The organism is Tepidimonas sp. (genome assembly GCF_036824975.1).
In the GTDB taxonomy this organism is placed as follows: domain Bacteria; phylum Pseudomonadota; class Gammaproteobacteria; order Burkholderiales; family Burkholderiaceae_C; genus Tepidimonas.
Genome location: NZ_DAISZC010000006.1, coordinates 17,562 through 41,082, shown reverse-complemented (window position 1 = coordinate 41,082; position 23,521 = coordinate 17,562). Strand labels below are relative to the sequence as shown.

At 69.8% G+C, this 23,521-nt stretch carries 21 protein-coding genes; 17 read left to right on the top strand and 4 right to left on the bottom strand.

The features are described from left to right. Positions 1 to 570: 570 nt before the first annotated feature. The 17 genes from mraZ to V7Z54_RS01620 all read left to right on the top strand — a co-directional run bounded on the left by mraZ (position 571) and on the right by V7Z54_RS01620 (position 19,157). Positions 571 to 999, top strand: a complete 429-nt coding sequence (mraZ, locus tag V7Z54_RS01700) for a division/cell wall cluster transcriptional repressor MraZ (RefSeq protein WP_334133883.1) — start codon at positions 571 to 573, stop codon at positions 997 to 999. 10 nt (positions 1,000 to 1,009) lie between these two features. Beyond that, positions 1,010 to 1,963, top strand: coding sequence for a 16S rRNA (cytosine(1402)-N(4))-methyltransferase RsmH (gene rsmH, locus V7Z54_RS01695; protein ID WP_334133881.1), 954 nt, complete (start codon positions 1,010 to 1,012; stop codon positions 1,961 to 1,963). After that, positions 1,960 to 2,241 (top strand): cell division protein FtsL, encoded by a 282-nt coding sequence (ftsL, locus tag V7Z54_RS01690; protein WP_334133880.1) that lies wholly within the window; start codon positions 1,960 to 1,962, stop codon positions 2,239 to 2,241. The genes rsmH and ftsL overlap by 4 nt, the downstream gene beginning before the upstream one ends. Continuing rightward, on the top strand, positions 2,238 to 3,998 hold the full coding sequence (locus V7Z54_RS01685) for a peptidoglycan D,D-transpeptidase FtsI family protein (protein WP_334133879.1): 1,761 nt from the start codon (positions 2,238 to 2,240) through the stop codon (positions 3,996 to 3,998). Before ftsL ends, V7Z54_RS01685 begins: the two co-directional genes overlap by 4 nt. Continuing rightward, the gene (locus V7Z54_RS01680; protein ID WP_334133878.1) at positions 3,995 to 5,566 is read left to right on the top strand and encodes a UDP-N-acetylmuramoyl-L-alanyl-D-glutamate--2,6-diaminopimelate ligase; all 1,572 of its coding nucleotides are present in this window, start codon (positions 3,995 to 3,997) and stop codon (positions 5,564 to 5,566) included. Before V7Z54_RS01685 ends, V7Z54_RS01680 begins: the two co-directional genes overlap by 4 nt. Then, positions 5,563 to 7,002, top strand: a complete 1,440-nt coding sequence (locus V7Z54_RS01675; RefSeq protein WP_334133877.1) for a UDP-N-acetylmuramoyl-tripeptide--D-alanyl-D-alanine ligase — start codon at positions 5,563 to 5,565, stop codon at positions 7,000 to 7,002. Before V7Z54_RS01680 ends, V7Z54_RS01675 begins: the two co-directional genes overlap by 4 nt. Further along, positions 6,992 to 8,170, top strand: coding sequence for a phospho-N-acetylmuramoyl-pentapeptide-transferase (gene mraY, locus V7Z54_RS01670; RefSeq protein ID WP_334133876.1), 1,179 nt, complete (start codon positions 6,992 to 6,994; stop codon positions 8,168 to 8,170). The genes V7Z54_RS01675 and mraY overlap by 11 nt, the downstream gene beginning before the upstream one ends. Beyond that, positions 8,167 to 9,708, top strand: a complete 1,542-nt coding sequence (locus V7Z54_RS01665; RefSeq protein WP_334133874.1) for a Mur ligase family protein — start codon at positions 8,167 to 8,169, stop codon at positions 9,706 to 9,708. The genes mraY and V7Z54_RS01665 overlap by 4 nt, the downstream gene beginning before the upstream one ends. Further along, positions 9,705 to 10,973, top strand: coding sequence for a putative lipid II flippase FtsW (gene ftsW / locus V7Z54_RS01660; RefSeq protein ID WP_334133873.1), 1,269 nt, complete (start codon positions 9,705 to 9,707; stop codon positions 10,971 to 10,973). The genes V7Z54_RS01665 and ftsW overlap by 4 nt, the downstream gene beginning before the upstream one ends. Beyond that, on the top strand, positions 10,970 to 12,058 hold the full coding sequence (gene murG, locus V7Z54_RS01655) for an undecaprenyldiphospho-muramoylpentapeptide beta-N-acetylglucosaminyltransferase (RefSeq protein ID WP_334133871.1): 1,089 nt from the start codon (positions 10,970 to 10,972) through the stop codon (positions 12,056 to 12,058). The genes ftsW and murG overlap by 4 nt, the downstream gene beginning before the upstream one ends. Continuing rightward, positions 12,055 to 13,482: a UDP-N-acetylmuramate--L-alanine ligase gene (gene murC, locus V7Z54_RS01650; protein WP_334133870.1), complete on the top strand. Its 1,428-nt coding sequence runs from the start codon at positions 12,055 to 12,057 to the stop codon at positions 13,480 to 13,482. Before murG ends, murC begins: the two co-directional genes overlap by 4 nt. Then, the gene (locus V7Z54_RS01645) at positions 13,479 to 14,483 is read left to right on the top strand and encodes a D-alanine--D-alanine ligase (RefSeq protein WP_443082403.1); all 1,005 of its coding nucleotides are present in this window, start codon (positions 13,479 to 13,481) and stop codon (positions 14,481 to 14,483) included. Before murC ends, V7Z54_RS01645 begins: the two co-directional genes overlap by 4 nt. A gap of 1 nt (position 14,484) precedes the next feature. Next, complete coding sequence (locus V7Z54_RS01640; RefSeq protein ID WP_334133869.1) at positions 14,485 to 15,336, top strand: cell division protein FtsQ/DivIB; 852 nt, start codon at positions 14,485 to 14,487, stop codon at positions 15,334 to 15,336. Positions 15,337 to 15,343: 7 nt separating this feature from the next. Beyond that, positions 15,344 to 16,573: a cell division protein FtsA gene (gene ftsA / locus V7Z54_RS01635; protein ID WP_334133867.1), complete on the top strand. Its 1,230-nt coding sequence runs from the start codon at positions 15,344 to 15,346 to the stop codon at positions 16,571 to 16,573. 20 nt (positions 16,574 to 16,593) lie between these two features. After that, the gene (ftsZ, locus tag V7Z54_RS01630; protein ID WP_334133866.1) at positions 16,594 to 17,829 is read left to right on the top strand and encodes a cell division protein FtsZ; all 1,236 of its coding nucleotides are present in this window, start codon (positions 16,594 to 16,596) and stop codon (positions 17,827 to 17,829) included. A 163-nt stretch (positions 17,830 to 17,992) separates the two neighbouring features. Next, entirely contained in the window at positions 17,993 to 18,916 is a 924-nt protein-coding gene (lpxC, locus tag V7Z54_RS01625; RefSeq protein WP_334133864.1) for a UDP-3-O-acyl-N-acetylglucosamine deacetylase, read from the top strand. 64 nt (positions 18,917 to 18,980) lie between these two features. Then, the gene (locus V7Z54_RS01620) at positions 18,981 to 19,157 is read left to right on the top strand and encodes a hypothetical protein (protein WP_334133862.1); all 177 of its coding nucleotides are present in this window, start codon (positions 18,981 to 18,983) and stop codon (positions 19,155 to 19,157) included. 23 nt (positions 19,158 to 19,180) lie between these two features. Here the strand turns inward: V7Z54_RS01620 and ruvC are convergent, their stop codons facing one another. From ruvC to V7Z54_RS01600, 4 genes are read right to left on the bottom strand one after another with little or no spacing between them, the layout of a single operon-like run. Beyond that, positions 19,181 to 19,729 carry a crossover junction endodeoxyribonuclease RuvC gene (ruvC, locus tag V7Z54_RS01615; protein ID WP_334133860.1) on the bottom strand — a complete coding sequence of 183 codons (549 nt, stop codon included), beginning with the start codon at positions 19,727 to 19,729 and terminating at the stop codon, positions 19,181 to 19,183. A gap of 25 nt (positions 19,730 to 19,754) precedes the next feature. Beyond that, positions 19,755 to 20,537 (bottom strand): monofunctional biosynthetic peptidoglycan transglycosylase, encoded by a 783-nt coding sequence (mtgA, locus tag V7Z54_RS01610; protein ID WP_443082402.1) that lies wholly within the window; start codon positions 20,535 to 20,537, stop codon positions 19,755 to 19,757. Then, a complete protein-coding gene (locus V7Z54_RS01605) occupies positions 20,534 to 21,418 on the bottom strand; it encodes an energy transducer TonB (RefSeq protein WP_334133859.1) in 885 nt (294 codons plus the stop codon). Before V7Z54_RS01605 ends, mtgA begins: the two co-directional genes overlap by 4 nt. A 7-nt stretch (positions 21,419 to 21,425) precedes the next feature. Further along, the gene (locus V7Z54_RS01600) at positions 21,426 to 23,501 is read right to left on the bottom strand and encodes a ribonuclease catalytic domain-containing protein (protein ID WP_334133857.1); all 2,076 of its coding nucleotides are present in this window, start codon (positions 23,499 to 23,501) and stop codon (positions 21,426 to 21,428) included. Between the last annotated feature and the right edge of the window lie 20 nt (positions 23,502 to 23,521).

Sequence of the window (23,521 nt, the reverse complement as noted above, 5' to 3'; positions counted from 1 at the left end):
CGGGCACCGGCTGGCCGCCGCCCGCTCATCACCCGGCATCGGTGCCCAGGCCGCCCCGAGGTGCGGCGACGATCCGTTTCGCGTTGTGCGTCACCCTGCCGGCGCGCGGCCCCGGGGTGACCGCCGTGGCGCGAGGGGATCCGATCGGCGTGTGTCCAGGCCATGCTCGGCCTCAAACGTGCCACGCGGGGACACAGGCTTGAGCGGCCACCGTATGCCCCCCGACAGAGGGGGCTTCGGTGGGTTGTGTCCGTGCCGGTCCGCTGCGCGGGCAAGGCGGGCCACATCAACAACCGCGCTGGCCGCTGGCGGGCCGCCAGGCTACGCCCCGTGTGCGAGCCGGTGGGCCGCAGGCCAACCAATCTTCAACTGGCGTCTCTTGAAGTGTTGCCAAATCGTTGATTCATCGCTCCTTTCGTTTCCGCGAAAGGGCTTGTCGATTGGCTCTAAGTGTTTGATTTCGTACCAAAAAAGTGATGGACGGCTTGTCCGGCCGGGTCATTTGGTGCTACAGTGGTAGGAAGTGCAAAAAAGTGGTGAAAAGTGGGTTAGCTTTGCCGGGTGTGAGTTGTGTTCCAGGGCGCTTCTTCTCTCAGTCTCGATGCCAAGGGGCGGCTGTCGGTGCCGACCCGGTATCGCGACGTGCTGCTCGCCACCGCCCAGGGGCAGCTCACGATCACCAAGCACCCACATGGCTGCCTGATGATCTTTCCGCGTCCGGAGTGGGAGCAGTTTCGGCAACGCATCGCCCAGCTGCCGATGTCGGCGCAGTGGTGGAAGCGCATCTTCCTGGGCAACGCGCAGGACTGTGAGATGGACGCTCAGGGGCGTGTGCTGGTGGCCCCGGAGCTGCGCGCCGCCGCCGGCATCACCAAGGAGGCGATGCTGCTGGGCATGGGCAACCACTTCGAGCTCTGGGATGCGACCACCTACGCGGCCCAGGAGGCGGAGGCGATGCAGGGCGAGATGCCCGACGTCTTCAAGGATTTTTCTTTCTGAGGGGCGGACGGTGCAGATGACACTGACCCATCGCACCGTCCTGTTGAATGAAGCGGTCGAGGCCCTTCAGATCCAACCGGACGGCCACTACATCGATGGCACCTTCGGTCGCGGCGGGCACAGCCGCGCCATCCTGGCGCGGCTGTCGCCCACGGGGCGGCTGACGGTGTTCGACCGCGATCCGCAGGCCATCGCGGTGGCCGAGGCGCTGGCAGCGGCCGACCCGCGGGTGACGGTGCGTCACGACAGCTTTGCCACGCTGGCGGCGCTGCCGCCGGCCAGTGCTGACGGCATCCTGCTCGACCTGGGGGTGAGTTCGCCGCAGCTCGAAGACCCAGCGCGCGGTTTTTCCTTTCGCCACGACGGCCCGCTGGACATGCGCATGGATCCCACGCGCGGCACCAGCGCCGCCGAGTGGCTGGCCACGGCCACGGTGGCCGAGATGACGGAGGTGATTCGTGACTACGGCGAAGAGCGGTTTGCTGCATCGATTGCAAAGGCGATTGATCGTCGCCGACAGGAACGGGGGCCTGTTCGAACCACCGCCGAGCTGGCCGAAATCGTGGCTGGCGCGGTCAAAACCCGCGAGCCGGGCAAGGACCCTGCAACGCGCACATTTCAGGCTATTCGGATTCACGTCAACGCCGAGCTTGAAGCGCTGCAGCAGGCCCTGAATGCGGCGCTGGGGGTGCTGCGCCCTGGCGGGCGGCTGGTGGTGATCAGCTTTCACTCGCTGGAAGACCGCATCGTCAAGCAGTTCATGACCCGCCATGCGCGGGCGGTCGTGGACCGCCGGGTGCCCATGGCCGAGCCCCCGCCGCCGCTGCTGGCGCAGGTGACGCGCCTCATGCCCAGCGCCGTCGAGGTCGAGGCCAACCCGCGCGCGCGCAGCGCGGTGCTGCGCGCTGCCACCCGCACCGCGGCACCGCCGCGGGCGCTGCACAGGGCAGGAGGGCGGACATGACACGGCTCAACCTGGTGCTGCTGGGGGTGTTGCTGGTCAGCAGCTTTGCGCTGGTGTCGCTGCAGTACGAGTCGCGCCGCCTGTACGTGGCCAACGAGCGCGCGCGCAGCCAGGCGGTGCAGCTGGCGGCTGAATACGACCGGCTGGTGGCGCAGCAGCGCGCGCTGGCCGCGCCGGCGCGCGTGCAGCAGCTGGCCCAGCGCCAGCTGCAGATGCGGCCAGCGCATCCGGCCATCACCGAGTACGTGGCGTTGCCGCAGGGGGGAGGGACGCCGTGAGCGCACGCTTGGGCCGCGCAGCGGCGCGCAGCATTCCCTACGGCAGCAGCCCGCTGCTGGCCAGCGCCACGCCGGTGTGGCGCAGCCGCTTCATCGTGGCGGGTCTGGCGCTGGCGTTTGCCGGCTTGGCGGCGCGTGCCGCCTATGTGCAGGTCATCGGCAACGACTTCTTTCAGCGCCAGGGCGAAGTGCGCTACGCGCGCACGCTGGAGCTGCCCGCCAGCCGTGGGCGCGTGCTCGACCGCAACGGTGAAATTCTGGCCACCAGCGTCGTGGCCCAGAGCGTGTGGGCCGACCCGGAAGACGTCGATCTGAATCATCCGCGCCTGGCGGAAGCGGCGCGCCTGCTGCAGATGTCCCTCAGTGAGCTGCGCCGCCGTCTGGACGTGGGCGAGCGCAACTTCGTCTGGATCAAGCGCCAGGTGGACGACCCGGTGGCGCGGCGCGTGCAGGCGCTCGGCATCAAGGGCATCTACCTGCGCCCGGAGTACAAGCGCCAGTACCCGCACGGCGAGGCCGTGGCGCACGTGGTGGGCTTTACCAACGTGGAGGACCGCGGCCAGGAAGGGGTGGAACTGGCGTTTGAGCGCGAGCTCAGCGGCCGCCCGGGCTCGCGCCGCGTCATCAAGGACCGGCTGGGCCGCATCGTCGAGGACGTGCGCGACATCGTGCCGCCGGTGGACGGGCGCGACCTGCAGCTGTCGATCGACGCCAAGGTGCAGTTTTTCGCCTACCACCGCCTCAAGGAAGCGGTGCAGCAACACCGCGCGCGCGGCGGCAGCGTGGTGGTGCTGGATGCGCTGACGGGCGAGGTGCTGGCGCTGGCCAACTACCCCAGCTACGACCCGAACGACCGCCGCCGCCTGGGTGGTGATCAGCTGCGCAATGCGGCGCTGACCGACAGCTTCGAGCCCGGCTCGACGATGAAACCGTTTGTGGCCGCGCTGGCGCTGGACAGCGGTCTGGCGCGGCCCGATACGCCAATTCATACCGCGCCCGGACGGCTGCAGATGGCCGGCTTCACGATCTCGGACGTGCACCCGTACGGCGTGCTGACGGTGGAGCAGGTGATCCAGAAGTCGAGCAACGTCGGCACCGTCAAGCTGGCCATGCAGATGCAGCCGCGCGATCTGTGGGAGGCCTACACGCGCGCCGGTTTCGGGCACCGACCGGAGGTGCCGTTTCCGGGTGCCACCAGCGGGCGGCTGCGCCCGTACAAGACGTGGCGCCCGATCGAGCAGGCGACCATGAGCTACGGCTACGGCCTGTCGACTTCGCTGCTGCAGCTGGCGCAGGCGTACACGGTGTTCGCGCGCGACGGCGAGCGGGTGCCGGTAACCTTGCTGCGGCGCGACACGCCGGTGGCGGGCGTGCGCGTCTACCGCCCCGAGACGGCGCGCGCGGTGCGCCACATGCTGCAACTGGCCGCCGGGCCGGGCGGCACGGCGCAGCTGGCGCAGACGGCAGGGTACTCGGTCGGCGGCAAGACCGGTACCGCCCGCAAGCAGGAAGGCCGTGGTTATGCCGCGCGCAAATACCGGGCGTTTTTCGTCGGACTGGCCCCGGTGGAGCAGCCGCGGGTGGTGATTGCAGTGATGGTGGACGAGCCAAACAACGGCGTGATTTACGGTGGCGCGGTGGCCGCGCCGGTGTTTTCCGACGTGGCGCAGCAGACCCTGCGCCTGCTGGGAGTGCCGCCCGACATGAGCGTGCAGCCACGCATCGTGGCCGAGGCGCTGCCGGAGGAGCCGGTATGAGTGCCTGGCCGACCCTGAACGACGAGGTGAGGGCGGCCGTGGCCTGGCTGCGCGCGCGGGGCGTGCGCGGGCTACAAGCGGACAGCCGTCGCCTGTGTCCGGGCGACGCCTTTGTTGCCTGGCCCGGTGCCGCCACCGACGCGCGCCGCTACGTGTGCGCCGCGCTGCAGGCCGGCGCCCCGGCGGCGCTGGTGGAGGCCGAGGGCTTGCCCGCGTGGCTGGCCGCCCATCCGCAGTGGGCGTTTGACGTTGTCACCAACGCGGGCTGCCCGGCCCCGGTGCGTGCGGTGCACGGGCTGCGCCAAGCCGCCGGAGCACTGGCCAGCGCGTTCTGGGATCACCCCAGCCGGGCCCTCGACCTGGTGGCCATCACCGGCACCAACGGCAAAACCTCCACCGCGTGGTGGACGGCGCAGTGGCTGCAGGCGGCGGGCCGTGCGGCGGGATTGATTGGAACGCTAGGTGTGGGGCGGCCCGGCGCCGCGCTGCAGCCCACTGGCCTGACCACCCCGGACCCGGTGACGCTGCAACGTGCGCTACGCCGCTTTGCCGACGAGGGCGTGCGCGCGGTGGCGCTGGAGGCGTCGTCCATCGGCATCGCCGAGGGGCGGCTGGACGGCGCCGTGGTGCACACCGCCGTCTTTACCAACCTCACCCAAGATCACCTGGACTACCACGGCAGCATGGCCAACTACTGGGCGGCCAAGCGGCGGCTGTTCGACTGGCCGGGCCTGCGGGTGGCCGTGGTGTGTCTGGACGACGCGCACGGGCGACAATTGGCCGATGCGCTGCTGGCGCGCGCCGATGGCATCGATCTGTGGACTTATGCCGCGCAGCCTTCCTTCAGTGCGCGCGCGCGCCTGCATTTGGTGCAACGTACCTGGCTGCCTGATGGCGTGCGCTTCACCGTCGCGGAAGGGGCCGCGCAAGCGACGTTTACGCTACCGGTGGTGGGCGACTACAACGTGGCCAACCTGCTGGCGGTGCTGGCCGTATTGCGCAGCCAGGGGCTGCCGTGGTCGGTCATCGAGGCCGCCAGCGCGGGGCTGACCCCAGTGCCGGGGCGCATGCAGCCGGCCTGGAGCGCTGCTGACGGCAGCGACGCGGGCCTGCCACTGGTATTGGTGGACTACGCGCACACGCCTGACGCCGTGACGCAGGCGCTGCGTGCGCTGCGCCCATTGGCCCAGAGCCGTGGGGGCCGCCTGTGGTGTGTGCTGGGCTGTGGCGGCGACCGCGACCCGAGCAAGCGCCCGTTGATGGCCGCAGCCGCCGAGCAGCAGGCCGACCGCGTTGTGCTGACCAGCGATAACCCGCGCAGCGAAGACCCGCTGCGCATCCTGAGCCAGATGCAGCAGGGTCTGCGTGAGGCGGCGGCGGTGCGCGTCGAGCCCGACCGCGCGGCGGCCATCGATTGGGTGGTGCACCAGGCCGAGCCCGCTGATGTGGTGTTGCTGGCCGGCAAGGGGCACGAGGATTACCAGGAAGTGGCGGGCGTGCGCCATCCGTTCTCCGATCTGGCCGAGGCGCGCGCCGCGCTGCAGCGTCGGCGGCAGGGGCAGCCATGACCGTTACCACGACCGCTGCTGAACCGATGGTGGGCTTGGGTGCCCTGCTGGCGGCGCTGCCCGGCGCGCGTCCGATAGGCGACGTGGCGGCCCTGGCGCCGCTGCGCGTGCACAGTGACACGCGCACGCTACGCGCGGGAGATCTGTTCGTGGCGCTGCGCGGCCAGCGCTTCGATGCGCACGACTTTCTGCCCCAGGCGCGCGCAGCCGGGGCTGTGGGCGCATTGGCCGAACACGGCCTGGCCGCTGCCGGGCTGAGTGGCGTGGAGGTGCCGGATAGCCGCGCCGCGCTACGGTCCTTGGCCGCGTTGTGGCGCCAGCGCTGGGGCGGCGCGCTGGTGGCCGTCACTGGCAGCAACGGCAAAACCACCGTGACGCAGATGACGGCGGCCATATTGCGTGCTGCCGTGGGCGAGGCGGCGCTGGCCACCGAGGGCAACCTCAACAACGACATCGGTGTGCCCTTGACGGTGCTGCGGTTGCGCCCGGCGCACCGGCTGGCGGTGGTGGAGCTGGGTATGAACCATCCGGGGGAGATCGCTGCGTTGGCAGCGGTGGCGCAACCCACCGTGGCGCTGGTCAACAACGCCCAGCGCGAGCATCAAGAGTTCATGGCCAGCGTGGCGGCGGTGGCGCAGGAAAACGGCGCGGTGCTGGCCGAGCTGCCGGCTGACGGCGTGGCGGTGCTGCCTGCCGACGACGCCTACACCCCGCTGTGGCGCTCGATGGCGGGTGCGCGGCGGGTGCTGACGTTTGGCACCGGCACGGCGCACGCCGACGTGCGCGGCGAGGCGACCTGGAGCGATGGCGCCTGGACGCTGCAGATGCACACGCCCGTGGGAGAGGGCACGACGCGAGTGCGCATTGCCGGCCGCCACCACGTGCGCAACGCGCTGGCGGCAGCCGCCTGTGCCTTGGCTGTCGGGGCGCCGCTGGCGGCCGTACTGCAGGGGCTGGCGGCCTTCGAGCCGGTGGCCGGACGCTGCCGCAGCGAGCTGCTGACGCTGGACGGCGCGCACTGGAGCGTGGTGGACGACAGCTACAACGCCAACCCCGACTCGGTGCGCGCCGCCATCGACCTGCTGGCCGAGCTGCCCGCACCGCGCTGGCTGGTGTTGGGGGATATGGGTGAGGTGGGCACGCACGGCGCCGCGTATCACGACGAGGTGTTGCGCCATGCGCTGCAGCGGGGTCTGGAGCGCGTGTGGGTGGCTGGTGCCGCGTGCGGTGGCGCGGCGGTGGCGCTGGCCGCTGGCGCGGACGATCGCCTGCGCGCCTTCGACGATGTGGATGCGCTGCTGCAGGCCATGGCCAAAGTGTCACTGGATGGGGGAGGCTCGATGCTGGTCAAAGGATCGCGCTTCATGCGCATGGAGCGCGTCATCGCCGCCCTGAGGGCGCGCGCCGTCGACGGAGGGAGGCCCTATGCTGCCTAGTTTGGCGCTGTGGCTGCAGGGGCTTTGGCCGGAGCTGGGCTTTCTGCGCGTATTTCAGTATCTGACCTTTCGCGCCGTGATGGCGGCGATGACGGCGCTGCTGGTGGGGGTGGTGGCCGGGCCGTGGTTTATCCGCCAACTCACCGCGCTGAAGATTGGCCAGCCGGTACGCGCCTACGGTGTGCCAGCGCACCTGAGCAAAAGCGGCACGCCTACCATGGGCGGGGTACTCATTTTGTTTGCGATCACGGTGGCCACGTTGCTGTGGTTCGACTGGAGCAACCGGTTCGTCTGGATCGTGCTGGCCGTCACACTGGGCATGGGGGCCATCGGCTGGGTGGATGACTGGCGCAAAGTGGTGCGCAAGGACCCCGAGGGCATGCGTTCCCGCGAAAAATATTTCTGGCAGTCGGTCATCGGCCTGGTGGCGGCGTTCTATCTGGTGTTTGCCATCTCGGAGGCCTCCAACGCCCGGGTGTGGGCGCTGTTTACCGACTGGGTGGCGTCGGGCTTTCGTATCCAGCTGCCCGATCAGACCGGCCTGATGGTGCCGTTCTTCAAGGAAATCAGCTACCCGTTGGGGGTGACCGGCTTCGTGCTGCTGACCTATCTGGTCATTGTCGGGTCCAGTAACGCCGTCAACCTCACCGACGGTCTGGACGGGCTGGCCATCATGCCGGTGGTGATGGTGGGTTCGGCGCTGGGGGTGTTTGCCTATGTGACCGGCAACGCGGTGTTTGCGCGCTATCTGCTGCTGCCCTACATCCCGGGCACCGGCGAGGTGTTGATTTTCTGCGCCGCCATGGCCGGCGCGGGGCTGGCCTTTTTGTGGTTTAACGCCTACCCGGCGCAGGTGTTCATGGGGGATGTGGGCGCGCTGGCGCTGGGTGGTGCGCTGGGCACCATCGCCGTCATCGTGCGCCAGGAGATCGTGCTGGCCATCATGGGCGGCATCTTCGTCGCCGAGGCGCTGTCGGTCATGCTGCAGGTGGCCTGGTTCAAGTACACCAAGCGCCGCTACGGCGAAGGGCGGCGGCTGTTGCGGATGGCCCCGCTGCACCACCACTTCGAAAAGTCCGGCTGGCGCGAAACCCAAGTGGTGGTGCGCTTTTGGATCATCACCATGCTGCTGTGCCTGATTGGTCTGTCCACGCTGAAGCTGCGATGAACGCCCCTGCCTGGACCCACGACGCCTTGCCGCTGCTGCACGCCCGCGACGTGCTGGTGCTGGGGGCGGGTGCCTCCGGCGTGGCGCTGGCGCGTTGGTTGCAAGCCGCCGGCGCGCGCGTGACGGTGGCCGACACACGGCCGGCGCCGCCGCAGGCGCAGTCCCTGGCCGAGTCGGTTCCTGGGGCGACCCTGCTGGCCGGTGTGGCGCTGGATGCGACGCTGTGGCAGCGCGCGCCGTGGGCGCTGGTGGCGCGCAGCCCCGGGCTGGCGCCGCACACGATGGCCGAGCTGACCGCCGCGGCGGCGGCGGTCGGTGTGCCGGTGCTGGGCGAGCTGGACCTGTTTGCAGGCGCGCTGCGCCATCTGGCCCAGACGCAGGACTATCGGCCCGCAGTGTTGGCGGTCACCGGCACCAACGGCAAAACCACCACCACCGCGTTGACCGGCCACCTGCTGGCGGCACTGGGCTGGGACGTGGCGGTGGCGGGCAACATCGGCCCCACGCTGCTGGATACGCTGGCCCAGCGCTGGGCCAGCGGGCGCTGGCCGCGTGCCTGGGTGCTGGAACTCTCCAGCTTTCAGCTCGATGGGGTGCACGACTTCGAGCCGACGGCGGCGGTGGTGCTCAACGTCACGCAGGATCACCTGGACTGGCACGGCTCGATGGCCGCTTATGCGGCGGCCAAGGCGCGCATCTTTGGCAGCCAGGGCCTGATGGTGCTCAACCGCGATGACCCCATCGTCTATGCCTGGCGGCCGCCCGAGCCTTCCCCGGCACCGCGCGGCCGACCGGCCCCGGCCTCCCGCCCCTGGACCAGCTTCGGTGCCGGCCTGCCGGTGCGACCCGGCGAGTGGGGGCTGGAGACTGTCAACGGTATCACGTGGCTGGTGCGCGCGCTGCCCACCAATGGCCCGCAGCGCGGCGCCGGGGATGCCGGGTTGACGCTGCAGCGTTTGATGCCCGCAGAAGCGCTGCGCATTCAGGGCCGCCACAACGCCACCAACGCGCTGGCGGCGCTGGCGCTGGCCACCGCCGCGGGGGCACCGCTGGCGCCGCTGCTGCACGCGCTGCGCGACTACCGCGGCGAGCCGCACCGCGTGCAGCCGGTGGCGGTGGTGCGCGAGGTCGAGTACATCGACGACAGCAAGGGTACCAACGTCGGTGCGACGCTGGCGGCCATCGACGGGCTGGGCGCCCAGCGTCGGCTGGTGCTCATCCTGGGCGGCGATGGCAAGGGGCAGGACTTCACGCCGCTGGCGGCCGCGGTGGCGCGCCACGTGCGTGCGGTGGCGCTGATCGGGCGTGATGCGCCTGCCATCGATGCGGCGCTGGCCGACTGCGGCGTGCCGCGGCAGCACTGCGCCGACCTGCCCAGCGCGGTGCGCTGGTGTGCCACCCAGGCGCAGCCGGGTGACGCCGTGCTGCTGTCACCCGCCTGCGCCAGCTGGGACATGTTTCGCGACTACGCCCACCGCGCGCAGGTGTTCGTCGAGACCGTGCGCGCGCTGCAGGCCGAGGAGGGCACACCGGTATGAGCCTGGGGTCCACTCAGCCGTCGGGATGGGCACGCCGGTGGCCGGCCTGGCTGCGCGCCAGGCGCGCTGGCGCCGAGGCCGAAGTCGCGCTGCCGCTGCGACGCGACTGGACACGCGCGCGCAGCGCGCCCGTGGCCGGGTTCGACCAGACCCTGTTCTGGGTGGTGGTGGCGCTGCTCGCCTGGGGGCTGGTGATGGTCTACTCGGCCTCCATCGCGCTGCCCGACAACCCGCGCTTTGCGGCCTACAGCCCCTACCACTTCGTCCTGCGTCACGCGCTGGCGATTGGCATCGGCGGCGTGGCGGCGCTGATCGCGTTTCAGGTATCCACCGAGCGTTGGGAGCAGTGGGCGATCCCGCTGTTCGTGCTGGCGCTGGTGCTGCTGGCGCTGGTGCTGCTGCCCTTCATCGGCAAGGGGGTCAACGGCGCGCGGCGCTGGATTGCGCTGGGCGTCATGAACTTCCAGCCATCAGAGTTGGCCAAGCTGGCCACCGCCCTGTATGCGGCCAGCTACATGGTGCGGCGCATGGCGGTGAAGGAGCGCTTTTTCCGCGCCGTGTGGCCGATGGCCGTGGCCGTCGGCGTGGTGGGTGTGCTGCTGCTGGCCGAGCCTGACATGGGGGCGTTCATGGTGATTGCCGTCATCGCCATGGGCATCCTGTTCTTGGGGGGCGTCAATGCGCGCATGTTCTTCCTCATCGCGCTGGTGGTGGCGGCGGCGTTCGCGGCGGTGGTGCTGACCAACGAGTGGCGGCGCGAGCGCATCTTCGCCTACCTGGATCCGTGGAGTGAGCAGCACGCGCTGGGCAAGGGCTACCAGCTCACGCATGCGCTCATCGCGCTAGGACGTGGCGAGTGGTTTGGCGTTGGCCTGGGGGCCAGCGTGGAAAAACTGCACTGGCTGCCCGAGGCGCACACCGACTTTCTGCTGGCCGTCATCGGCGAGGAGTTGGGCTTCGTGGGGGTGCTGACGCTGATCGTGCTGTTCTTCTGGTTGACGCGGCGCATCATGCAGATCGGTCGGCAGGCGATTGCGCTGGACCGCGTCTTTGCCGGGCTGGCCGCGCAGGGCGTGGGCCTGTGGATCGGCTTTCAGGCGTTCATCAACATCGGGGTCAACCTGGGCGCACTGCCCACCAAGGGACTGACGCTGCCGCTGATGAGCTACGGCGGCTCGGCGATCCTGATGAACCTGGTGGCGCTGGCATTCGTGCTGCGCGTTGACTGGGAAAACCGTGCCTTGATGCAGGGAGGCCGTCCATGAGCCGCACGCCGGTTGCGCTGGTGATGGCAGGAGGCACCGGTGGTCACATCTTTCCGGGTTTGGCGCTGGCCGAGGCGCTGCGCGACGCGGGCTGGCGCGTGCATTGGCTGGGCGCGCCCGGCGGCATGGAGGCCCGGCTGGTGCCGCCGCGCGGCTTCGCGTTCGAGCCGGTGGCCTTTGGTGGCGTGCGCGGCAAGGGGGCGCTGACGCTGGCGTGGCTGCCGCTGCGCCTGCTGCGCGCGTTTTGGCAGGCGTGGCGCGTGGTGCGGCGCGTGCGCCCGGATGTGGTGGTGGGGCTGGGTGGCTACATCACTTTCCCCGGTGGCATGATGGCGGTTCTGGCGGGCCGACCGCTGCTGCTGCACGAGCAAAACTCGGTGCCTGGGCTGGCCAACCGGGTGCTGGCGCATGTGGCCGACCGGGTATTCACCGCGTTTCCGAACGCCTTGCCCGGGGCCGACTGGATCGGCAACCCGCTGCGTGCCGCGTTCCTGCAGCAGCCGCCGCCCGCGCAGCGCTTGGCGCAGCGCGGCGGGCCGCTGCGCCTGCTGGTGGTGGGTGGCAGCCTGGGCGCGCAGGCGCTCAACGACATCGTGCCGCGCGCGCTGGCGTTGCTGCCGCCCAACGAGCGGCCCGTGGTGTGCCACCAAAGCGGCGAGCGTCACCTGCAGGCGCTGCGCGCTGCCTATGCCGATGCCGGGGTCGAGGCCGAGTGCGTGCCCTTCATCGACGATACCGCACGCGCCTACGCGGCGGCAGACGTGATCATTGCTCGCGCCGGGGCCAGCACGGTCACCGAAATCGCCGCCGTCGGCGCCGCCGCGCTGTTCGTGCCGTTTCCACACGCGGTGGACGACCACCAAACCACCAACGCGCGCTTTTTGGCCGACGCGGGCGCGGCCTGGCTGCGGCCGCAGCGCGAACTCACCCCAGAATGGTTGGCCCAGTGGCTGCGCAGCCTCACGCGCGAGGAGCTGCGCCAGCGCGCCGAGCGCGCCTGGGCCCTGCGCCAAACCGAGGCCGTCGATGCGCTGGTGCGCGCCTGCACCGCTCTGCTGCCCCCCGCCTCTCGCACGCCATCATGAAACACGCGATTCGACACATTCACTTCGTGGGCATTGGCGGTGCCGGCATGAGCGGCATCGCCGAGGTGCTGCTCACGCAGGGCTACACCGTCTCGGGCAGCGACCTGGCCGACAACCCCGCCACCCAGCGGCTGCGGCAGCTGGGCGCGCGCATCGCCATTGGGCACGATGCCGCGCACATCGCCGGTGCCGACTGTCTGGTGGTCTCCACCGCGGTGCAACCCAACAACCCCGAGGTGCAGGCGGCGCGCCAGCGTGGCCTGCCGGTGGTGCCGCGCGCCGTCATGCTGGCCGAGCTGATGCGCATGAAAAAAGGCATCGCCATTGCCGGCACGCACGGCAAGACCACCACCACCAGCCTGGTGGCCAGTGTGCTGGCGGCGGCAGGCCTGGATCCGACCTTCGTCATCGGCGGGCGGCTCAACAGCGCCGGCACCCACGCGCGGCTGGGCCAGGGCGAGTACATCGTGGTCGAGGCCGACGAGTCCGACGCCTCGTTCCTGAACTTGTTGCCGGTGATGGCGGTGGTGACCAACATCGACGCCGACCACATGGACACCTACGGCCACGATTTCGGCCGCTTGCAGCAGGCGTTTGTGGACTTTTTGCACCGCATGCCGTTCTACGGCGCGGCGATTCTGTGCATCGACGACCCCCACCTGCGCGCGCTGCGGTCGCGCGTGCAGCGCCCCGTGACACCGTATGGTCTGGACGAGGACGCGCAGGTGCGGGCGCTGGACGTGCGGGCGGTGGGCACACAAATGCACTTTCGCGTGCAGCGCCGCAACGGTGTGGCGTTGCCCGACCTGGAGGTGGTGCTGAATTTGCCTGGCGTGCACAACGTGCGCAATGCGTTGGCGGCGATCGCGGTGGCAGCCGAACTGGGCCTGCCCGATGCGGCGCTGCTGCAGGCGCTGGCCGAGTTCAAGGGGGTGGGGCGGCGCTTCCAGCGCTACGGCGACGTGCCGCTGCCGGACGGCGGACGGTTTACCCTCATCGACGACTACGGTCACCACCCGGCCGAGATGGCGGCGACAATGGCCGCAGCGCGCGGGGCCTTTCCCGGCCGCCGCTTGATGCTGGCGTTTCAGCCGCACCGCTACAGCCGCACGCGCGACTGCTTCGAGGATTTCGTCAAGGTTCTAGGTCAGGCCGACGCCGTGCTGCTGACCGAGGTGTACCCGGCGGGCGAAACCCCCATCGTGGCGGCAGACGGGCGCAGCTTGGCGCGTGCGCTGCGCGTGGCCGCCCGTGTCGAGCCGGTGTTCGTTGATGACGTGGCGGCGCTGCCGGCCGCGATCCTGGCCTGTGCCCGCGACGGCGACGTGGTGCTGTGCATGGGGGCGGGGTCGATAGGGGCCGTGCCGGCCCAAGTGGTGGCGCAGGCCGCCGCCGTGGCGACGACGGGGGAGGGCGTGGCATGAGCACGATGCAGCAGCCGGAGTGGCCGGCCATCGAGCCGCGCGCGCTGGGTAAAGTGGCCGTGCTGATGGGAGGGCACTCGGCCGAACGTGAGGTGTCGCTGATGTCGGGCGGCGGGGTGTTGCAGGCGCTGCGTCGTGCCGGGGTCGATGCACATCCGTTTGATCCCGCCGAGCGTCCGCTGTGGGTACTGGCGCAGGAGCGCTTTGACCGCGTTTTCATCGCGCTGCACGGCCGCTTGGGCGAGGACGGGACGGTGCAGGGGGCACTGGAGCTGATGGGCATTCCCTACACCGGCTCGGGCGTGCTGGCCTCCAGCCTGGCGATGGACAAAATCATGACCAAGCGCATCTGGCGCGCCGAGGGGCTGCCCACGCCTGACTGGCGGCCCGTGGGCAGTGTCGAGGAAACACTGGCCGCGTTCGACGCCTTAGGCGCGCCGATGATCATCAAGCCGGCGCGCGAGGGCTCCACCATCGGCCTGAGCAAGGTCACGGCGCGCGCGCAGTGCGCCGACGCCTACCGGCTGGCCGCCCAACACGACCCGGAGGTGCTGTGCGAGCAGTTCGTCGCTGGCGACGAGGTGACCTGCGCGGTGCTGGGCAGCGGGGCGCAAGCGCGCGCCCTGCCGGTGATCCGCATTGTCGCGCCGGGCGGCAACTACGACTACCAAAACAAGTACTTAAGCGACGAGACGCGCTACATCGTGCCGTGCGACCTGCCGCCGGGCGAGGAAGCCGCGATCCAGGCGCTGGTGCTGGCCGCGTACCGCATGCTGGGCTGCCGTGGCTGGGCACGCGCCGACGTGATGATCGACGCCGCCACGCGCCGCCCCTACCTGCTGGAGATCAACACCGCCCCCGGCATGACCGGGCATTCGCTGGTGCCGATGGCGGCGCGCGCCGCCGGGATGGACTACGAGGCGCTGTGCCTGATGCTGCTGGCCGACGCCGCGCTGGATCAACCGCCGCAGGCAGCGGCCACCCCAACCCGGGAGAGCTGAGATGGCGCCGCGCAACGCCCCCGCCCTGCCCACCGTGCCGCCGGACGTGCGTCTGATGAACGCTGTGGCGGCTGGCCTGGCCATGCTGGCGCTGGCGGCGGCGCTGGTGGTGGCGGCGGCGTGGGTGGCGCGCCATCCGGTGTGGACGTTGCGTGTCATTACGCTGGAAGGGAATGTGGCGCATCAGACCCCGGCGCTGGTGCGGGCGCTGGTGCTGCCGCACCTCAGCGGCACGTTCTTGACGCTGGATCTGGCCAGTGCCCGCGAGCGCTTTTTGGCGCTGCCCTGGGTGCGCGAGGCCGTGGTGCAGCGGCAGTTTCCCAACCGCCTGCGCGTCACGCTCACCGAGCACGAGGCGCTGGCGTGGTGGGGCGATCCGGCGCACGGGCGGCTGGTCAGCGTGCGCGGCGAGGTGTTCGAGGCCGAGCCGGACGACGCCCAAGCCGAGCAATGGGCGGTCCTGTCCGGCCCGGCTGCCGAAGCCGAGACCGTGGTGGCGATGTACCGTTGGGTGCTGCCGCTGGTGGAGCGCCTGGGACGCGACGTGGCGCGTCTTGAGCTGAGCGAGCGCGGCAGCTGGCGTCTGACGCTGGACAACGGCGCACCGCTGGAGCTGGGCCGCGGCGACGACGAAGCTCGGCTGCGCCTGCAGCGCTTCGTTGCCACCCAGCCGGCGCTGCGCGCGCGCTATGGTGCACGCGACATCGTCAGCGCCGATCTGCGCTACCCCAACGGTTATGCCGTGCAGCTGCGCGGTGTGGTGACCGACGTCGACGCCGCGGCCGCCGTGCCGCGTGCCCAGAAGTCGGCTCCCGCGCCGCGATCGAATTCCCCCCGTCCTCCCTCACGCTGAATCCATCATGGCCAAGGAATACAAGGACATCGTGGTTGCCCTGGATATCGGTACCGCCAAGATCATGGTGGTGGTGGCCGAAGTGCTGCCCGGCGGTGAGCTCAAGCTCGCCGGCCTGGGCGTAGCGCCCAGCAACGGCCTCAAGCGCGGCGTGGTCGTCAATATCGACGCCACCGTCGCCAGCATCCAGCAGGCGCTCAAGGAAGCCGAGCTGATGGCCGATTGCCGCATCGCGCGCGTCTACACCGGCATTACCGGCAGCCACATCCGCGGCATCAATTCGCAGGGCATGGTCGCCATCAAGGACCGCGAGGTCAGCCCGGCGGACGTGGCGCGCGTCATCGAGACCGCCAAGGCCATCAACATCTCCACCGACCAGCGCCTGCTGCTGGTGGAGCCGCAGGAGTTCATCATCGACGGCCAGGAGGTGAAGGAGCCCATCGGCATGAGCGGTGTGCGGCTGGAGGCCAAGGTGCACATCGTCACTGGCGCGCAGAGCGCGGCCGAAAACATCCTGAAATGCGTGCGTCGCTGTGGGCTGGAGGTGGAGCAGCTGATGCTCAATCCACTGGCGGCTGCCCAGGCCGTGCTGACCGAAGACGAGAAAGAGCTGGGCGTGGCGCTGGTGGACATCGGCGCGGGCACCACCGACGTGGCGATTTTCGCTGGCGGGGCCATCCGCCACACCGCGGTGATCCCAATCGCGGGTGACCTGATCACCAACGATATTGCGATGGCGCTGCGCACGCCCACCAAGGACGCCGAGGACATCAAGGTCGAGAGCGGCTGCGCCAAACAGCTGCTGGCCGACCCGGATCAGCAGGTGGAGGTGCCGGGCCTGGGCGACCGCGGGCCGCGGCTGCTCAGCCGCCAGGCACTGGCCGGCGTCATCGAGCCGCGCGTGGAGGAAATCTTCGCCCTGGTACAGCAGGTGATCCGCGAATCGGGTCACGAGGAGCTGCTGTCCAGCGGCGTGGTGCTGACCGGCGGCAGCGCCGTCATGCCCGGCATGGTCGAGCTGGGCGAGGACATCTTTCTGAAGCCCGTGCGGCGCGGCATTCCGCAGTATGCCGGCGCCTTGGGTGACATGGTCGCGCAGCCGCGCGCGGCCACGGTGATGGGTTTGCTCGAGGAGGCGCGCCTGGCGCGCCTGCGCGGGCAGAAGGTGGCGCAAAAGGCGGGCTCGGTCGGGGGCCTGCTGGCGCGCGTCAAAGAGTGGTTTGTCGGCAATTTCTGAGCACACACGAGGAGCGTTCCATGAGCATCGAACTGATCGAAGTCGAAGAATTCAACCGCGGCACGCAGATCAAGGTGATCGGCGTCGGCGGCGGCGGCAGTAACGCCGTCGAGCATATGATCCAAAGCCGTGTGCAGGGCGTGGAGTTTATCTGTGCCAACACCGATGCGCAGGCGCTGGCGCGCTCGTCCGCGCACCGGCTGATCCAGCTTGGCCGCACCGGGCTGGGTGCCGGCAGCAAACCCGACAAGGGGCGCGAGGCAGCCCTGATGGCGGAGGCCGACATCCGCGCCGCCATCGAGGGCGCGCACATGCTGTTCATCACCGCCGGCATGGGCGGCGGCACCGGCACCGGTGCGGCGCCCGTGATCGCCAAGATGGCCAAGGAAATGGGCATCCTGACGGTGGGCGTGGTGACCAAGCCGTTCGACTGGGAGGGCGGCCGCCGCATGGCCAACGCCGAGGAAGGCCTGGCGGAGCTGGAGCAAAGCGTCGATTCGCTGATTGTGGTGCTCAACGACAAGCTGCACGAGGAACTGGGCGAAGACGTCACGCAGGATGAGGCCTTTGCCGCTGCCAACGACGTGCTCAAGAACGCTGTGGGCGGCATCGCCGAGATCATCAACGTCGAGGCGCTGGTCAACGTCGACTTCGAGGACGTGCGCACCGTGATGGGCGAGCCGGGCAAGGCCATGATGGGCACCGCGGTGGCCAGCGGGCCAGACCGCGCCCGCATCGCCGCCGAACAGGCTGTGGCTTGCCCGCTGCTGGAAGGCGTGGACATGCGCGGAGCCAAGGGCGTGCTGGTGCTGATCAGTGCGGCCAAGGGGTCGCTGAAGCTGTCCGAGTCCAAACTGGCCATGAATACCATCCGTGCCTTTGCGGCGCCGGACGCGCACGTCATCTACGGTACCGCCTACGACGAGTCGCTGGGCGATGCGCTGCGCGTCACGGTGGTGGCCACCGGCTTGAGCCGTCAGGGTCAGCGCCAGCCGCTGACGGTGGTGCAGGGCAACGCGGGGCTGCGCACCGGAACCGACAACATGCCGTTCATCCCCACCCTGAACCAGCCGGTGAGCAGTGCGGTCGGCACCGCGGGGCTAACGGGTACGGCTGCTGCCACCGCGGGTGTGCATCCGAATGTGCCGCGTGTGTGGGTAACCGGTCGCACCGCGTCCTCGCGCGTCGAGGCACTGGCCTCCAGCGGCATGGACGACTTCGAAATCCCCGCGTTCCTGCGTCGGCAGGCCGACTGACCGCCGCGGATCGCTCTACGGGGCCGACCGCCCCGATTCGTGGAACGCCGTTGGCCGGCGGGCCGTCTTGCCGACGCGGCTCGCCGGCGTTGTGTCTCGTCATCCGGTGTGGCTTTGCGCACCGGGTCGTGCGCGGATCCGACCCCGCGCCTACAATGCCGCCATGATTGCGCAACGAACGCTCAAGACCCTCACGCGTGCCGTGGGCGTGGGCCTGCACAGCGGCGAGCGGGTGGAGCTAACGCTGCGCCCCGCCGGCCCTGACACCGGTATCGTCTTTCGCCGCATCGATCTGGCCGAACCGGTCGAGATTGCGGTTAGCGCCACGGCGGTGTCCGACACCCGGCTGGCCTCCACGCTATCGCGCGATGGCGTGCGCGTGCACACCGTCGAGCACCTGATGAGCGCCTGTGCCGGGCTGGGCATCGACAATCTCTACATCGACCTCACCGCCGAGGAGGTACCCATCCTCGATGGTTCGGCGGCCTCGTTCGTGTATCTGCTGCACAGCGCCGGCATCGTGTGGCAAAACGCGCCGCGACGCTTCGTGCGCGTCAAGCGCACGGTGGAGGTGCGCGAGGGCCAGGGCCGCCAAGGCAAGTGGGCGCGGCTTGAGCCCTACCACGGGTTCAAGTTGCGGTTTGAAATCGAGTTCGATCACCCCGCAGTCAGCGCCACCGGCCAGTGTGTCGAATTTGACCTGGGCAGCGGCCAGTATGCGCGCGAGATCGCCCGTGCCCGCACCTTTGGTTTTACCCGTGACGTGGAGCAGATGCGCGCGCAGGGGTTGGCGCTGGGCGGCGGGCTGGACAACGCCATTGTGCTCGACGACGTCAAGGTGCTCAACGCCGACGGACTGCGCTACGACGACGAGTTTGCCAAGCACAAGATCCTGGACGCGATGGGCGACCTATACCTGCTTGGCCGCCCGCTGCTGGCGGCCTACATTGCCTACCGGTCGGGCCACGCGCTCAACAACCAGCTGCTGCGCGCGCTGCTGGCGCAGCCCGACGCTTACGAAATCGTGACCTTCGAGGACGAGCGCACGGCACCGCGCGGGTTTGCGCAGCTGGTGCCGGCGTACTGAACGGGTGCACCTGTCTGCCGCCTGCCCGCTGCGTTTCGATTCCACTCCTGTGCCCGCGCTGCCGATGTTTCTGTTTCGTTTCCTGATGTTCGCGCTGCTCGGGGCCTGCGCCCTGTGCTTCGCGTTTTACCTGGGTACCGGACGCAAGCACTACCTGCGCTGGGGGCTGGTGGTGCTGAAGTGGACCGTGATCGCCGCGCTTGGCTTTTTCGCGGTGCTGCTGCTCAGCCGCGTGGGCTAATGCGAACGGTGCCCTGACCTTCGTCAGTAACTGCGCCCGTCCTTGTACGCCGCGTGCGTGCGCGCGCGCACTGGCGCCACCCGGCTGATGGCCTGCGTGGTGCGGGCGACCTGCGCGTGGGTGATGCACAGGCCCAGCGCGTCGGCGGCATCCTTGCCCGGCAGTCCGGGCAGATCCAGCAGCCGGCGCACCATCTCCTGCACCTGGCTTTTGTGCGCCTTGCCGTAGCCGACCACCGCCTTCTTGAGCTGCAGCGCGGTGTACTCCGCCACCGGCAGGTCGTTGGCCACCAGCGCGGTCAGGCAGCAGCCGCGCGCCTGTCCGAGAATAAGGGTCGCCTGCGGGTTGACGTTGACGAATACGATTTCCAGCGCCGCCACCGTCGGCTGGTAGCGCCGCACCACCTCACCGATGCCGTCGAACAGCGTGCGCAGCCGCTGCGGCAGCAGCGCGCCGTCGTCCGGGCTGGTGCGGATGGTGCCGCTGGCCACATAGCGCAGCCGGGGGCCGTCGACGTCCACCACACCAAAGCCGGTGGCCGTCAGCCCGGGGTCGATGCCAAGAATGCGCATGGGCGCGATGGTAACGCCGCCCGGGTCAGGGGATGCGCACGGCGGGCATCCGGGCCTGGATGACCCCGGCGCGCTGGGTCAACACGCCCGAGGTGACCTGCCGCCCGTAGCGCTTGGGGGCGGGCAGCAGCACCGCCAGCCGGGCCGCTTCGGCCGGGGTCAAGTGCGCAGCCGATTTGCGAAAGTAATGTTGCGCTGCCGCTTCGGCACCAAAAATGCCGTCGCCCCACTCGACGCAGTTCAGGTACAGCTCCAAGATGCGTCGTTTGTCCAGCAGCGCCTCCAGCATCCAGGCCAGCCACAGCTCCTGCGCCTTGCGCCATAGGGTGCGCTCGCCGGACAGAAACAGGTTCTTGGCCAGCTGCTGGGTGATGGTCGATCCACCCACCAGCCGTGCCGGGCGTACCGGCCCGCTACCCTGGCGCGCGCGCGCCAGCAAGCGTTCGTTGCGCTGACGCGCCGCTGCCAGCGCGTCCCAGTCGACACCAAAATGCTCGACAAAAGTGGCGTCCTCGGCGGCGACGACGGCGCGCTTCAGATGGGGCGAGATGCGCTCGTACGGCACCCACTGCTGGCGCCAGCGCGCACTCTCGCCGGCCTGCAGCAGCCGCCACAGTTCCGAGCGCTGAAAGGCCGTGCTCGGGGGATCGAGGATGCGCAGCACCGCAATCTGGGCGATCCACACCATCTGCAGCGCCAACCCTGCCAGCAGCACCCCCAGCAGCATCAGGCCCAGTGCGCGCGCTGCTGCGCGCACCGGCGCGCGCGGGGGGGAGGGGGTGCGGGCGGGATCACGGCGGCGGCTCATGGCGCAGACTGGGGAGCCGTCATCTGGGTTTGCAGCCCGGCCTCGCGCGTGAAGCGAAAGCGCGAGACCACCACGATCTGGTCGGCGCGCGCGCGCATGGCGGCGTTGAAGTGGGCAAAGCGCAGGCTGTGCACGATGGCCTCGGCGCGGCGGTCCAGAACCGGGTTGCCCGAACCCTGCACCACCTCGGTGGCCAGTACCCGCCCGTCGTGGTTGACGGTGATGACCATGGTCAGTTCGCCATACAGCTTGCGCCCGCCCTGCTCCGGAAACTGCGCGGTGCCGCGGTCCTCGATGCGCCGTCGCAGTTCGTCGTAGTACAGCGCGTAGACGGCTTCCTGCGTGGCGGGGCTGATGTAGCGCCGCCGTGGACGGGCGTTTTCCTCGTTGATGCGGCGCTCGATTTCGGCCAGCGTGCGGATCAGGGCCTGGCGGCGCTGCTCGCGCTCGTGCGCGTCGGCGCTGTCGGGTGTGGGGCTGGCGCTCAGGCGTGCGATATCCTCGCGCAACTGCGCCAGCAGCCGGTTTTGCTGTGCCTTCATCGCCTCGATGCGCTGCTCTTCCTCCTCCAGCACTTCACCTGTGCGCATCACCATCGCAGGCGGCAGCGGCGACGTCGCACGCCCCTGCGCCGTATCGCCGCCCCCGGCCAGATGGGCCTGCGCGATCGCTTGTGCGCGTACGGGTGCCTGCTCGCTGCGGGCGTTGACCAAGATCACTTCCAGCGGCGTGTCTTGCAGCACGCGCTCCGGTCGCAGCGGCGGCACCAATCGCACCGTCAGCACTGCGGCATGGACCACCACCGAGGCCGCCAGTGCCCAGGGGAGCGGATCGGCACGCAGGCGGGTGCTCAGCGCAGCGAGCGAGCGAGGCAGCGCCATTGGGGCCTCACGTCGCTGCAGGGGGTGCCGCGGTGGCGGCGTCGTTGTCCTCGCCGTCTTCCAGTGCCACCGCAATCGCCAGAGGGGCGGCCAGGGGAGTCTCGCTTTCGCCTTCCAGCGTGTCCTCGGCTTCGGCCACAGGTTCGGTCTCGCCCAGGCGCTCGATGACGGTACCGCTGACCTCCAGCGACACCTCATCGACGGTGCCCAGGCGAACGCGCACGCGCTCGCCGCGCTGCAGGCCGTCGGTGCCCAGCACCGCAAAGACCAGCGGTAGCGTCTCGGCACGCACCAGGTTGTCCTTCAGATATGCCGCCTCCAGCTCCACGATGCCGTGCTGGCGCAGGTAACGCAGCGTCCAGTAGCGCTCCATCGTGCCCTGGAACTGGTTGTAGGCGCTGTAGGCGGCGTCGAACGCGCTGATGATCGCCAGCAAACCTGCGTCGCGCGGTTTGAAGGGAGCCGCCAGCGCCGCGGCAGCACCGTGGCGCGCGCAGGCGATGATCTGCCACTGGTTGACCAGGTCGGTGTAGCGCCGCAGCGGCGAGGTGCTCCAGGTGTAGCACGGCACGCCGATGCCAGCGTGCGGCAGCGGTTTGGTGCCCATGCGCACCTTGACCCCGGGCGCCAGACTGGCTTGGCTGCGGTAGATGCCCGGCACGCCCAAATCGGCCAGCCATTGGCCCCAGGTGTGATTGGCCAGAATCATCGCCTCGGCCACGATCAGGTCCAGCGGTGCGCCGCGCGCGCGCGTGCCGATGATGACGGTTTCCTCGCCCGTGGGCTCGGCGCCGGTCATCCCTTCCAGCTTGAAGGTGTAGTCCGGTCGCGTGAACGTTTCGGGGCGGCCCCGCACCGCTTCGCGCTGCGCCTTGCAGTGCTGCGCCAGACGCCACAGGAACGCCAGTTGTGGACGCAGCGCCGCCAGCTCCGCCGGGACATCGGTGCCTGAGGCGGCCGTCGTGCCGTCCAGCCAGGCGGCGGTCACCACGTCGTCGATGGCGTCGTGGCGCAGGTTGTGCGCAATCGGCACCCGCTCCAGCCGTGTTTCGGTGCCCAGCACCTGCAGTGTGGCCTCTTCGATGCGCAGGTACAGCGACAGCGCCGGGCGCGGCGCGCCCGCCTGCAGCGTGTACGCCTGCACCACCGCCTCCGGCAGCATGGTGATCTTGTGCCCAGGCATGTAGACGGTGGACAGGCGCTCGCGCGCGACGCGGTCCAGCGCGCTGTCGGGCGCAATCGCCAAGCCGGGCGCGGCAATGTGGATCCCCAGCGTCACCACCCCCGTGCCCAGCCCCCGCACGCTCAGCGCATCGTCAATTTCGGTGGTGCTGGAGTCGTCGATGGAGAACGCCACCACGTCCGCTGCCAGCGGCAGATCGGCGGGCGCATCGGGCACTGGCAGCGGTGCAAACCCTGTGCCGCGCGGGAAGTGCTCGAATAAAAAGCGCTGCCAGTGAAACTGGTAGGCGCTGGTGATGGCGCCGGCGCGCTGCAGCAGCGCCAGTGGCGCCAGGTGCGTTTCGCGTGCGGCGTGCACCACTGCCTTGTACTCAGGGGCATTCTTGTCGGGCTTGAACAAGATGCGGTAGAGCTGCTCGCGCACCGGCGCGGGGCACTGTCCTTGCGCCAGTTCATGAGCCCAGCGCTGGATCTGCGCCTCGATGGCTTTGCGCCGCTCGATGGCCGCCAGCGCCTGCTGCAGCACGTCGGCGGGCGCCTTGCGAAAGCGCCCCCGGCCCGCGCGGCGAAAGTAGTGCGGGGCCTCGTGCAACCGCAGCAGCGTGGCCACCTGCTGCACCAGCGTGGCGCCGGCGCCGAAATAGTCTTGCGCCAGGGCCTCGAAGCCGAACTCCTCTGCCGGGGCAAATTCCCAGGCGAGGTCGAGGTCGAGCTCGCCGGCCAGCGCCTGCGCCGCCGCCATCAGCTCGGCGGGTGCCGGCTGGGCGAACGTCAGCAGCACCTGCGCGTTCTTGACTTTGGAGCGCCGGCCCGACTCGAGTTCGACCTGCACCGAGGCCTCGGTGCTAGAGAGAATGCGGCCGGTGGACAACTTGCCGGCCTCTTCGAACAGGACAAACAACGTGGGTACTTCCGTGGGTG